This window comes from Neobacillus bataviensis, assembly GCF_019969725.1.
The window spans coordinates 770833-783910 of the sequence record NZ_JAHXYW010000001.1; the positions used below are offsets into that span (position 1 = coordinate 770833).

The window sequence follows — 13078 nt, forward strand, 5'->3', positions numbered from 1 at the left end:
TAAAATAATAAAGATTAGAAATAATCGCCTTTTTTGCATAAAAAAAGAGAGGATCCCTCTCTCCTTCGTCATATTTCCAATCAAAAAAAACACTTAATAGTTGAGTGCTAAGTGTTCTCGATTCATTATTTAAATTTAGTCCAATCATACATGGTTTGCTTTTGTTTTCTAATTCTTTCAAGTTTCTTGCTTTCCACTTGTTTTTCTTTAGTAAAGTTCATGATATAACCACATTCTTCGCAAATATAAGAAAATAAGTTTACTCTCTCGGGAATTCGGTTTAATGGATTGTCCTCTTCAGATTCCAAATAAAACTGCACCCCTGCTTCAGTCTTAACATTCCACTTAATTTTCTCATCAAATTTTTCGTAGTTGGCAACAAAATATCCTTTTCGAAAATGTGTTCCTTTACAGACAAGACATTCAATTTCACTTACATGCTTTTTCACTTCCAGCACCTCCAATAAATTTTATGAAGGTTCGCGACTTCTAATAACACATAAGCAGAAAAAGGTACATAGGTTTAATTTATAAGACTAGTATTTTGTGTGTGCATTTTTTTGCTTATCAAATTTCACAAAAGTCCGTTAGCCAAAGTAAAGTCTGTAATGTTTGTGATCTAGACTTGCCTGAAGTATTCCTTGACAGGAATATTCTACTTTGGGTATATTAAGAAAGAATATTGTTTTAAAGGAGTTGGGAAAATAAGGGATGGATTATACGACAATCTTAAGCGCTCTTGCAGAGCCTAATAGGTTACAGATTGTTGAATTACTTCGTTTGGGCCCTTTAACAGTGGGGGAAATAGCAGACCATCTTCATATTCGCCAGCCTCAAGCATCTAAACATCTCCGTGTATTGTATAAAGCAGGAATGGTGGAGTTTTCCGTAGAAGCGAATCGTCGAATCTACAATCTGAGGTCAGAGCCCTTTAAAGCCTTAGATTTATGGCTGAAAAAATACCGCGACATTTGGGAAGAAAAATTCGACAACTTGGATCGTTATTTGCAAGATCTACAAAAGAGAGAAAATAAAGAGAATGAAAACTAAAATTATTGGAGGAATCACCATGTCCACTCAAATCAAAATCACACATACTTTCAATGCTCCACGTGAACTTGTGTTTAAGGCATTAACTGAATCAGAACATCTAAAGAACTGGTGGGGGCCAAAAGGTTGGACATTCGAGGTTTCTAAATCAGATTTCCGTCCGGGCGGTGTCTTTCACTACAGCCAGAAACCTGCAGACGGCAACGTAATGTGGGTTAAATTTGTATACAGTGAAATTATTGCACCAGAGAAAATTGTTTACACTAGTTTCTTTTCTGATGAAGAAGGTAACATTGTACGTGCACCCTTTGACGCAAATTGGCCTATGGAAACCCTGAATACCATTACGCTAACCGAGGATGAAGGAAAAACAAACCTTACAATGACTGTGGTTCCCGTATCCCCGACAGCGGATGAGATTAAAACCTTCGAGGATTCAAAAGAGATGGCTCAAGAAGGATATACCGGAACCTTTTATCAATTAGATGAATACCTACCAAAGATATAAACCGTTAAAATTTCCACAGCAAAAACACCGACCACCGGTGTTTAACTAATAAAAAGAGTGGCCATTTCCAGCCACTCTCCATAAATGTTTTGAATTAACCTACTTAATCCAAGCACCATCTGATCCCAATCTATACTTACCAATCCAGGTACTGTAGGCCATTTTGCCATTGCTATATAAATAGTACCACTTTGTACCGACTTGAACCCAGCCAGTTGCCATCGCACCGGATGATTTTAAGTAATACCAACTTCCACCATCTTTCAGCCATCCTGTTTTCATAGAACCATTAGTGTTTAGATAGTACCACTGACCACCCGTGTAAACCCATCCTGTTTTCATCACTCCAACACTATCTAGGAAATACCATTTACCACCATCCAAAACCCATCCCGTTCTCTTCTCGCCAGTTTGTTTATCAAGGAAGAACCATCTACCATTATCCAAATACCAACCCTTATCTTTTACTCCATTTGTATAATGATAAGATTTGCCCCCCTCTACAAACCAACCATTAAGGACAGAACTAACAACACGAACAGTGGTTACTGTACTTGCATTTCCTGCTTGGTCTGTTGCAGTAACATTAAATACTGTTCCAACTGGATAAGCACTAGGGAGATAAACACCAAATTTACCATCTGTACCAGTAACAGCACTGCTAATTACTGTTCCAATAGTCGATACTTCAATTGTAGAGTTTGATTCTGCTGTTCCTGTCAAAATCGTATCATTGTCATCAATACGATCAACTTGTGGTGCTGATGGAGGAGTGACATCTTGAGATGGCAGTTGATCTATGTAATCCCAAGCAATAGCATATGCATCATCTGTTACAAATTCCCCTATATTTAGGGCACGAATAAAATACACTCCTGCTGGCAGATTATACCCTGCTATCATTTGGTGATCATCAAATTGTGCTGCTTCAGAATCAATAATATTGTCGTATTCATCTGTTAGAACAAATCCAATATCAGATAGTGAATCCGTAGGCATTGCTCCAATGATCCCAATTGTACCATTTTGCGGAAGCTCTATTGCATAAGTGTCAAGGTCCATATCATGGTAAAACGTACCTAACATTATATCTCCTCTTGGTAGATAGTCAGCTTCATCAACGAAATCATTTGGCTCAACTTCGCTTAGATAATTTCCTGTCAGTTCTTGAGTTGAATACCCCTTGGAAAATTTTTGAGCTTTTGATATATCCGATTTTTGAGATTTAAATAATCCCTTAGTCTGTTGTGAATCTAACATTCTATCAAGCTTAGAATTGTTAAAGCCTTGTACAACATGACTTTGGGCTTTTTCTTTATCAAGTTCCCCCTTAAAAGAATCATAAGGTGATTCAGCCTTTGCATTAATTCCCCCTAGCAACATAATTCCCGCTGATAAAGCTACTAAACTCCCTAACCTTTTAAATTTCATGCTATTAGCTCCCTTTTTTGTATTTACTAGGAAATTATAGCACTATATACCAAAAATAATGGAAATTTCTCTCAACATTTTATCCCATTTTATGACATTTATCCTACTTTTATAAAAATATGATTGGCCCTACCCGAGTCACTCTTAGTTCTAAATTGTCTTATGTGTAACATTTCTTACCTCACAGTGATTTATGCACTCACTCAATTATGACATCTTCCAATAACACAAAAAACCACCCTCCATTGGATAAGCTACCAACAGAAAAGATGGTTTCGGATTAGTTTGATGAAGATTAAGCAAAAATAATACAAATTTATGATGAAAAATTCACTCAACAACAAAATGTTGTACAAAAACTTGTCCTATATTTGCTTATAAATTATGTTCAAACCGTTGATACGAGTGGGTTTTATTTAGATTGCTGCTTGTTCATTGCAGCCATCATTTGGTTGATCTTCTTCTGAGAAGGCTTCATACCCATTTGCATCATCATCATTTTAAGCATTTGCTCATTGATTGGCGGATTTTTCTTTAAATAGCTCATCATATATCGGCGAGCAATGAAAAATCCTAGTGCTACACCAGCAACTAATGCTAGTATACCAACTAGAACGTACATCATAAAACTTCCTCCTTCATGTTGTCTACCATACTACAGTGTACTAAATAAAACGGCATAAAACAATATCCTCTTGCAATTAGATTAATTTTCTTTCCTTAATCGGCTTTAACCAGCCAAAGCGTTGATGTTCAAGGTCAATCGCCAAAAAGGAAGATTCACATTTTCGAAGCACTTCGAAATAAGCTGTCTCTGCCTCATAGCTTCCTTGCGCCTCGACTGTTATTAAATCTTGAAAAACTTCTAATTTTGCCGTACTTAGTTTTCCACTTAATTCAATATAGTATGCACCATGATCGGCTCTAAATCCTTTAATTCTCCCCAGCTGCTTTTGAATCAAATTGTGGATTTTTAATACCTCCACTTTTTTGGTTATATAGTCAATTTGTTTTTTCGTTATAAATTGAAGCTCACCTTTAGCATGTTGATGTTCCTGAAAAAGCTGATAAAACAGCCTCTCTCTTCCGAAGTAATGGGCGGCAAATTCATCTTCTATTAAATATAGTTGATATTTTCTCACACAAACCTCTCCTTCGCTGTCAACCCTTTTATCTATTATAAAAAATCAGAAACAAAACATTTGTCTTACGGTGGCAAAAACTTTCACTATTTTTGTCGATTGAGAGTTTCCTTACCAATTTTATGAATTCGGTAATATTTTTAACTTTCCTTTTTAATTTTAAAAAGTTCAAATTTTTGTAAAAAGTAATATTGTGATTTCTGATACAAAAAAAGAGAACGGATTAATCCGTCCTCTTCTAATAAAATATTTTATTTATGCAAAAGTGCTTTCACGCGGGCAACTACGTTACTCACTGTGAAGCCGTATTCTTCCATAATCTTTTCACCAGGTGCAGATGCTCCGAATTTGTCGATTGCTAATACATCGCCTTCATCACCAGTGTATTTGTGCCAGCCGAAAGATGCACCTACTTCGATACCAAGACGTTTTTTCACATTCTTAGGAAGTACGGAGTCCTTATATTCTTGGGTTTGCTTTTCAAAACGATCCCATGATGGCATGCTTACAACAGAAACGTGAACACCTTCACCTGCTAAAGCTTTTTGGGCTTCAACTGCAAGGCTTACTTCAGAACCTGTTGCAAGTAATAATGCATCTGGAGTTTCTCTTTCTGATGGAGAAACTACATAAGCACCTTTTGAAACGCCCTCGTATGCGTTAGTGTCCGTACCCTTTAATGTTGGTAGATCTTGACGTGTTAAAACAAGTGCTGTAGGAGTGTTTTTAGATTCAACAGCTAGCTTCCATGCTGCAGCAGTTTCATTTCCATCTGCAGGACGAATGATTGACAAGCCTGGCATAGCACGTAGTGCAGCAAGCTGTTCGATTGGCTCGTGTGTTGGTCCATCTTCCCCAACCGCAATACTGTCATGAGTAAATACATATGTGACAGGCAAGCCCATTAATGCCGCTAGACGAATGGCTGGACGTAGGTAATCAGAGAATACGAAGAAAGTACCTCCAAATACTTGTACACCGCCATGAAGAGCGATACCATTCAATGCAGCACCCATTGCGAATTCACGAACACCAAACCAGAAATTACGGCCATCGTAAGAACCTGGCATATAATCTTTTGTTCCCTTGATCATCGTTTTGTTGGAACCGGCAAGGTCAGCAGATCCACCAATAAAAGTAGGCAGGTTTTTGGCAATTGCATTTAAAACTTCACCAGAGGAAGCTCGGCTTGCAAGGGCTTTGCCTTCACTATAAACTGGAATGTCCTTATCCCAGCCTGCAGGTAGTTCTTGATTTAATGCCTGCTCAAGTTGACTAGCCAATTCTGGATATTCATTCTTATATTGTACGAAAAGGTCATTCCATTCTTTTTCCTTTTTCTCACCTGTTTCCACAATTAGCTTTTGGAAGTTATCATATACTTCCTGTGGCACATGGAAATCTTCTTCAAATGTCCACTTGTATGCTTCCTTAGTCAATTTTAACTCATCAGCACCTAGTGGTGATCCATGAACGCCAGAAGTACCGGCACGGTTTGGTGAACCATAACCGATTACAGTTCGAACTTCAATCATAGTAGGGCGGTCAAGGTCGCTTCTTGCTTCTTCTAGCGCCTTTGCGATTTCTTCAAGATTGTTGCCATCTTCTACACGTACATACTGCCAGCCATAAGATAAGAAGCGGTCTTTTACACTTTCAGAGAATGATTTATCTAAGTCACCATCAAGTGAAATATCATTTGAATCATAAAGTACAACTAAACGTCCTAATTTCAAGTGACCTGCAAGAGAAGCAGCCTCGGCAGAAACTCCTTCCATTAAATCTCCGTCACCACAGATGCTGTATGTATAATGATTCACAAGTTCAAAATTGTCTTTATTGTAAACACTTGCTACGTGACGTTCTGCCATGGCCATACCGACTGCCATTGCGATACCTTGACCAAGCGGACCAGTCGTTGCTTCAACACCTTCAGTGTGGCCATATTCTGGGTGTCCAGGAGTTTTACTTCCCCATTGACGGAATTGCTTTAAATCTTCCATAGATAAGTTGTAACCGGATAAATGAAGCATGCTGTATAACAATGCAGAACCGTGGCCTGCAGATAATACAAAACGATCGCGGTTAAACCAATGTGGATTCTTCGGATTATGGTTCATGAAACGAGTCCACAATGTATAGGTCATAGGGGCAGCACCCATCGGCATTCCCGGATGACCTGAATTTGCTTTCTCAATCGCATCTATAGACAGAGTACGAATGGAAGTAACGGATAAATCATCAATAGTATTAAACATGAATTACATCCTTTCTGCATCACTTGAATACATCTTAATATTATATTGCTACCGAAATTAATTCAACCAATAAACTTAATAAATGAAATTAATTTTCGTTTTGTTTCTTATTTTGATCCATATAAAAAAGGAATACAAAAAATAGTATTCCTTGAATTAATGAAGATTATTTTTCTTTCTTTCTTTAAGTTTTTCTGGTGTGACATCGTTTCCTAATGGATCAACGAACTTTGTATTGGTTAACGTTTCAAGCATATTGGAACGAAAAGTTGCTAGATACTCACTTCTAAGTTTGGATTGCTCTTTTGCTTCTAATTCCGTTAATCCGGTTGTTTTCGCTTTCCTCGCAAGCTCATTGATTCTTGCCATTTTCTCTTTGGACAGCATTTAAACACCAACTTTCATAAAAAACTGTGTACATAGCAACTGATTTTACTAAAAAATAGACCTTCTGACAAGGCAAAAGGTCTACTCATCTTGTGATTCCATATATTCCTGGTATCTACGATGAACCGTGGCTTTGGAAATATTATACCCAAATCCTCTTAAAACAGCGGCTATTTCATGAAAAGTTAAATTGTTCTTTCTTAATCTTATAATTTCCTCAACTGGAACTTCAATTTTTTCTCGGCCTGAAGCTTCTCCAAGGTTTTTTAAATTTTTTTGGGGGTTATAGCCCTGTTCAACAGCCCTTCTCATTCCACGCTTAATTTTTACATTATGAAGCTTTCTTTGATACTCTTCCACCATACTAACAATTTTCAATACCATAGAATCCGACTCTGAAAGCTGTAATTCACCATTATGAGAAATGCTATAAAGTTTAATTCCCTCTTTTAAGATACAGTGCAAGAGTGCAATTTTGGCGTTCCCCCTTCCAAGACGTGTTTCGTCTTGAATTAGAAGGGCTTGTACATTTTTATCCTTTATCCGTTCCAAAACATGAAGGATCCCATCTCTTTCAAAGTCATAGCCGCTTGCCTGTTCTTTGATTATTGAATCAACTTCAAAATGATGCTGTTTTGCAAGTTGTATAAGTTCTTCTTCCTGACGCTGTAATGAGGTTTCCTGCGTTTCTTTATTTGTGCTAACCCGGCAGTAGATGATTGCATTCATACCATTTATTCCTCAATGGCACTTGCAAATTGTGTTGTATCTGGAGCTTCATTGCTGACTGGGATCATAATTTTATCGCCGGGGAAAATTTGATCGTCCACATTTTTATTGTGCTTTTTCACCCAGCTGACAAACTCTTTATTGGATAGTGAGTGCTGGCCGGCATATTGGTCGGATAGCTCCCAAAGTGAATCTCCTTCAGAGACAGTTACTTTTATAAATTTATCCTTTTCATTGGCATTTGACTGAATAGATAAGATTAAGGCAAATGAACAGCTTATAAACATTAGAATAATAGCAAATGAGTATTGGTTCCAAATCTTTTTCATGATTAACACCTCTAATTAGAATATATGTTCGCTTTTGATAGATTTATTATAATTCGAACATTTGTTTGTTGTCAACCAAAAATTCGAACTTATGTTTGTATAAAAAGAGCGAACATGATATAATTAAGACAACATTAACCAGGCGAGGTGCATTTTATCATGGTAAAAATATCAAAGCGGCAGCAGGATATCCTGGATTTCATAAAAGGTGAGGTTAAGAGCAAGGGCTATCCTCCATCCGTACGTGAAATTGGCGAAGCGGTTGGACTTGCATCCAGTTCCACTGTACATGGCCATTTAGCTAGATTAGAAAGTAAAGGTCTTATTAGACGGGATCCAACAAAACCTAGAGCAATTGAGATTTTGGAAGTAGATGAGCTTGCTCATATCCCAAGAAACAATGTTGTCAATGTTCCAGTGGTTGGTAAGGTAACAGCGGGATTACCTATTACTGCCATTGAAAACGTGGAAGAATATTTTCCACTTCCAGAAAGACTTGCACCTGCTGATGAACACGTATTTATGCTAGAAATCATGGGTGAAAGTATGATAGAGGCTGGAATTCTTGATGGAGACTATGTCATCGTCAAACAGCAGCAAACAGCGAATAATGGGGATATTGTTGTAGCGATGACAGAAGATGATGAAGCTACGTGTAAGAGATTTTTTAAAGAAAAAGATTTCATCCGTCTACAGCCGGAAAATTCATCTATGGATCCTATCATTTTACGAAATGTTTCTATTCTTGGAAAAGTTATCGGAGTATATAGACATATTCATTAAAAAAGAGTCGGCATTTCACTTGCCGGCCCTTTTTTTCACTGAAATAATTGTTGGGAAAATTTTCGATAAATAATTTACATGATGCACAAATTTGGAAAATTCAGTATTTTTTCCCATGCTCAAGAGTTTCCAAGTTTAGTATAATGGTAATACACCAAGATTTACCTTAGGTCAAAAAAATCCAGGCTTAAGGAGAGTGAGAAAGAAGTGTTCATTGACATTATTTTCTCTTTAGTGATTGGTGGGACGGTTGGGATTATTGGACATGTTCGTAAGCATGGTAAAATTATTATGCCTCGGAAAACAAAAAAATTCCTTTATCTCGGTTTTCTAGAAGAAATGCTTCTAGGTGCAGTTGCAGCCCTTCTCCTCGTTTTGTATACAGCTCCAAATTCTTATGTTGAGAATATTATTTTTTCACTTGTTGCCGGGATTGCAGGTGATGCTGCACTTTCGGGTTTTAAACTGATTAAACAGAATAGTGAAGAGAAGTAAAATTGGATTATAAACCAGCATCTGAATGATAAGATGCTGGTTTTTTGTTTAGAGAAGGTCTTGTTTATTTTCAGTTTGGACAGTTCATTGACGGACTTGCATGAAAATGTATTCTTCGGTAAATGAAAGAGCCATTCATTGCCCAATGTACATGAAAAAGAGCTTCAACGGTAAATGAAATGGCAATTCATTGACCAAAATCCAATAATCTGTGCCTCCAAGGTAATTGAAGTCGGTTTCCGTACGAAGGCTTCTTTTTTAATAAATAAAAAAGTCTTGACGCTATAAAAGCGACAAGACTTTCCAATCTTAATACATTGACATATACTGATCGCGTTCCCATTGGTGAACGACGGTACGGAACATATCCCATTCGATCTCTTTTGCTTCTACAAAGTGTTCTAAGATGTGCTCGCCAAGACCAGCTACGATTACTTCGTCTGACTTTAATTGGTCTAATGCTTGAGCAAGAGTTGCAGGCAGATCGATGATGCCTTCCTCTAATCTTTCTTCCCTGCTCATGACATAAATGTTGCGGTCTACTGGTGCTGGAGGAGTTAAGTTGTTCTTAATTCCGTCAAGACCCGCTTTTAATAGAACAGCCATAGCAAGGTATGGGTTAGCAGCTGGGTCTACGCTACGTACTTCAACACGAGTGCTTAGTCCGCGGGAAGCCGGGATACGGATTAATGGTGAACGGTTTCTAGCAGACCATGCAACATAACAAGGTGCTTCATAGCCAGGAACTAGACGCTTATAAGAGTTTACAGTTGGGTTAGTAACCGCTGTAAAGTTAGGAGCGTGCTTTAGGATACCTGCGATGAATTGACGTGCAGTGTCGCTCATTTCAAGATCGCCAGTTGGCTCATAGAATGCATTTTTGCCATCTTTGAATAAAGAAAGGTTGCAGTGCATACCTGATCCGTTAACACCGAATAATGGCTTTGGCATGAATGTTGCGTGTAAGCCGTGCTTACGAGCGATTGTTTTAACAACAAGCTTGAATGTTTGGATTTGGTCACATGCTGTTAAGGCATCTGCATATTTGAAATCGATTTCGTGCTGACCAGGTGCCACTTCGTGGTGGGAAGCTTCAATCTCGAAGCCCATTTCTTCTAGTTCAAGAACGATATCGCGACGGCAGTTTTCCCCTAAATCTGTTGGAGCAAGGTCAAAGTAACCGCCTTGGTCGTTCAATTCTAGTGTTGGCTCACCTTTTTGGTCTAATTTAAATAAGAAGAATTCTGGCTCAGGTCCAAGGTTAAAGTTAGTGAAACCAAGGTCTTCCATTTCCTTTAACACTCTTCTTAAGTTGTTACGCGGGTCACCTTCAAAAGGTTTTCCTTCTGGAGTGTAGATATCACAGATTAAACGGGCAACTTTTCCTTTTTCAGCTGTCCAAGGGAATACTACCCAAGTGCTTAAATCTGGATATAGATACATGTCAGACTCTTCAATACGAACAAATCCTTCGATTGAAGATCCGTCGAACATCATTTTGTTATCAAGTGCTTTTTCTAATTGGCTAATAGGAATCTCAACGTTTTTAATTGTTCCTAGAATGTCAGTGAATTGTAGACGAATAAATTTAACATTTTCTTCTTTAGCAAGACGTTGAATATCTTCTCTTGAATACTTTGGCATTTTTCAATCCCCCTAATTTTTTCATAAAAAAATTTTAATGGAAAAAGCGTGACATATCACCTTGACGAAGTGAGGAACGATTTAATCTATTAGAATGAATCAATTCGTTTCGCAGCAATTTTCTTAACTGATCATCTGTTAACTCGCGTTTTGCCTTTTCAGCATGCTGCTCAAGGACATTGGCTTGTTCTTGTTTGACCAAGAAAAGCTGTTTGATTCCTGCCATATTGACTCCTTGATCAATTAAATCTTTCACTTCTAAAAGCCTAGCAATATCATTCAAGCTAAATAGCCGTCTATTCCCCTCAGTTCTTGCTGGAGAAATCAATTGGTGTTCTTCATAATAACGGATTTGCCTTGCTGTCAACTCAGTTAACTGCATGACAGTTCCGATGGGAAACAACGGCATGGAACGGCGAATTTCCTTTCCACTCACCAAATTTCTCCTCCCTTACTATCTATCATATTGTCATTATATTTGACGTTAGATAATATGTCAATCTTATGTAAGGAAATCTAACATGATTTTTGAATTATTATTATAGTTACGTCTGCGGAACAGTTTTAATTTCAAATACTTTGATTTATTGGGTTTAAGGACGGGCATTATTATCTTCGCATAATTACCGTTTTGATGATTTTTCCGCGCTTACGGGCATTAGGAACCTCTCCTAATTACCGCCCTGGGAGTTTTTTCTCGCTAAAGGACATTAAGAACTTCTCCTAATTACCAGTCTGATATTTTTAACGCTCTTAAGGGCATTAGGAGCCTCTCCTAATTACCGGCTTGAGGTTTTTTCCGCCCAAAAAAGCATTAGGAGCCTCTCTTAATTACCGGCTTGAGGTTTTTTCTGCCCAAAAATGCATTAGAAGCCTCTCCTAATTACCGACTTGAGGTTTTTTCTGCCCAAAAAGGCATTAGGAGCCTCTCCTAATTACCGACTTGAGGGGTTTTCCTCCCAAAAAGGCATTAGGAGCCTCTCCTAATTACCAGCTTGGTTCTTACTTAGGCTTGACTCATGGAACTGCTTTCTTGTATATTTTCCTACTTCACTTCAATTAATCCTTTTTCAATTAATTGATCAATTGCCAGACAAACTGCCATTTTTACATGGGCATAGGTTAAACCGCCCTGGACATAAGCTACATATGGCGGTCTGATTGGGCCATCTGCGGTCAGTTCAATGCTTGCTCCCTGTATGAAGGTTCCCGCCGCCATAATGACGTCGTCTTCATACCCAGGCATGTAGCTTGGATGTGCGGTGACGTATGAATTAATCGGGGAGGCAAATTGGATAGCCTGGCAAAAGGCGACCATTTTATCGCGGTCATCAAATTGGACCGATTGAATCAAATCTGTCCGCTTCACATCCCACTTCGGCGATGAATTCATTCCCAATTTTTCAAGCGTGGCAGCTGTAAAAACAGCTCCTTTTAGTGCTTGAGCTACAACGTGCGGTGCTAGAAAGAACCCTTGATACATTTCCTGCAGGCTATAAAGAGAAGCCCCTGCTTCGGCTCCAATCCCAGGGGAAGTCATCCGGTAAGAGCATGCCTCGACCCACTTCTTCTTGCCAACTATGTATCCTCCCGTTTTCACGATGCCGCCGCCAGGATTTTTAATAAGGGAACCTGCTATCAAATCAGCTCCGACATGACATGGCTCTATTTCCTCAACGAATTCTCCGTAACAGTTATCTACAAATACCACAACGTCCTGCTTGATTTCCTTTACAAACGAGATCATTTCACCGATCTCAGGAACCGTGAACGATGGACGGGTAGCATAACCCTTCGAGCGCTGAATACCAATCATTTTTGTGTTCGGTTTGATTTTCTTGGCCACTTCATCCCAATCAATTCCGCCCTCATTGGTCAAGGAAACACTATTATAGGAAATGCCAAATTCCTTTAAGGAACCGACACCATTCCCGCGAATCCCTACGATTTCTTCAAGCGTATCATAGGGTTTACCCGTGATATAGAGAAGTTCATCACCTGGGCGAAGGACGCCAAATAACGCAATCGATATCGCATGGGTTCCAGAAATGATTTGCGGACGGACAAGACCTGCTTCACCGCCAAACACATCCGCGTAAATGGATTCCAACGTATCTCTGCCAATATCATCGTACCCATATCCGGTTGAAGGGATAAAATGCGAGTCACTTACTCTGTGTTTTTGATAGCTTTTTAAAACGCGAAATTGATTGGTTTCCGCTCTTTCGTCGATTTCTTTGTGTACCCCAGCGATTTGCTGTTCCACTTTTTGAACAAGCGGCTGAAGCTTTTCCCCATTCATTAACTGTTGAAACATGGTGT

15 protein-coding genes are annotated in these 13078 nt (G+C 38.6%); 4 read left to right on the forward strand and 11 right to left on the reverse strand.

The window, feature by feature from the left end:
* Positions 1–125 precede the first annotated feature (125 nt).
* Complete coding sequence (locus tag LC455_RS03735) at positions 126–449, reverse strand: hypothetical protein (protein WP_223588287.1); 324 nt, start codon at positions 447–449, stop codon at positions 126–128.
* A gap of 262 nt (positions 450–711) precedes the next feature.
* Here LC455_RS03735 and LC455_RS03740 point away from each other — a divergent pair, with 262 nt between their 5' ends.
* Positions 712–1050, forward strand: a complete 339-nt coding sequence (locus LC455_RS03740; protein WP_223588288.1) for an ArsR/SmtB family transcription factor — start codon at positions 712–714, stop codon at positions 1048–1050.
* Positions 1051–1069: 19 nt separating this feature from the next.
* A complete protein-coding gene (locus LC455_RS03745) occupies positions 1070–1558 on the forward strand; it encodes an SRPBCC domain-containing protein (RefSeq protein ID WP_223588289.1) in 489 nt (162 codons plus the stop codon).
* A 99-nt stretch (positions 1559–1657) separates the two neighbouring features.
* On the opposite strand, the gene LC455_RS03750 is transcribed toward LC455_RS03745, so the two are convergent.
* From LC455_RS03750 to yneA, 7 genes are all read right to left on the reverse strand, one after another.
* Positions 1658–2989, reverse strand: a complete 1332-nt coding sequence (locus tag LC455_RS03750) for an Ig-like domain-containing protein (protein ID WP_223588290.1) — start codon at positions 2987–2989, stop codon at positions 1658–1660.
* A gap of 412 nt (positions 2990–3401) precedes the next feature.
* Entirely contained in the window at positions 3402–3614 is a 213-nt protein-coding gene (locus LC455_RS03755) for a YneF family protein (protein ID WP_223588292.1), read from the reverse strand.
* Between the two features lie 76 nt (positions 3615–3690).
* Positions 3691–4131: a sporulation inhibitor of replication protein SirA gene (gene sirA, locus LC455_RS03760; RefSeq protein WP_223588293.1), complete on the reverse strand. Its 441-nt coding sequence runs from the start codon at positions 4129–4131 to the stop codon at positions 3691–3693.
* 251 nt (positions 4132–4382) lie between these two features.
* Positions 4383–6389, reverse strand: a complete 2007-nt coding sequence (gene tkt, locus LC455_RS03765) for a transketolase (protein WP_223588295.1) — start codon at positions 6387–6389, stop codon at positions 4383–4385.
* 156 nt (positions 6390–6545) lie between these two features.
* Positions 6546–6776: a DUF896 domain-containing protein gene (locus LC455_RS03770; RefSeq protein WP_223588297.1), complete on the reverse strand. Its 231-nt coding sequence runs from the start codon at positions 6774–6776 to the stop codon at positions 6546–6548.
* Between the two features lie 81 nt (positions 6777–6857).
* Positions 6858–7505, reverse strand: coding sequence for a YneB family resolvase-like protein (locus LC455_RS03775; RefSeq protein ID WP_223588299.1), 648 nt, complete (start codon positions 7503–7505; stop codon positions 6858–6860).
* Between the two features lie 5 nt (positions 7506–7510).
* Positions 7511–7834, reverse strand: a complete 324-nt coding sequence (gene yneA, locus LC455_RS03780; protein ID WP_223588301.1) for a cell division suppressor protein YneA — start codon at positions 7832–7834, stop codon at positions 7511–7513.
* A 159-nt stretch (positions 7835–7993) separates the two neighbouring features.
* Between yneA and lexA the strand changes: the two genes are divergently transcribed.
* Complete coding sequence (lexA, locus tag LC455_RS03785; protein WP_223588303.1) at positions 7994–8617, forward strand: transcriptional repressor LexA; 624 nt, start codon at positions 7994–7996, stop codon at positions 8615–8617.
* A 207-nt stretch (positions 8618–8824) separates the two neighbouring features.
* Positions 8825–9112 (forward strand): DUF4257 domain-containing protein, encoded by a 288-nt coding sequence (locus LC455_RS03790; protein ID WP_223588305.1) that lies wholly within the window; start codon positions 8825–8827, stop codon positions 9110–9112.
* A gap of 309 nt (positions 9113–9421) precedes the next feature.
* Here the strand turns inward: LC455_RS03790 and glnA are convergent, their stop codons facing one another.
* The 3 genes from glnA to LC455_RS03805 form a co-directional block, all read right to left on the reverse strand.
* Positions 9422–10756: a type I glutamate--ammonia ligase gene (gene glnA / locus LC455_RS03795; protein ID WP_223588306.1), complete on the reverse strand. Its 1335-nt coding sequence runs from the start codon at positions 10754–10756 to the stop codon at positions 9422–9424.
* A 34-nt stretch (positions 10757–10790) separates the two neighbouring features.
* Entirely contained in the window at positions 10791–11165 is a 375-nt protein-coding gene (locus tag LC455_RS03800) for a MerR family transcriptional regulator (protein WP_223588707.1), read from the reverse strand.
* Positions 11166–11801: 636 nt separating this feature from the next.
* Complete coding sequence (locus LC455_RS03805; protein ID WP_223588308.1) at positions 11802–13073, reverse strand: methionine gamma-lyase family protein; 1272 nt, start codon at positions 13071–13073, stop codon at positions 11802–11804.
* Positions 13074–13078 lie beyond the last annotated feature (5 nt).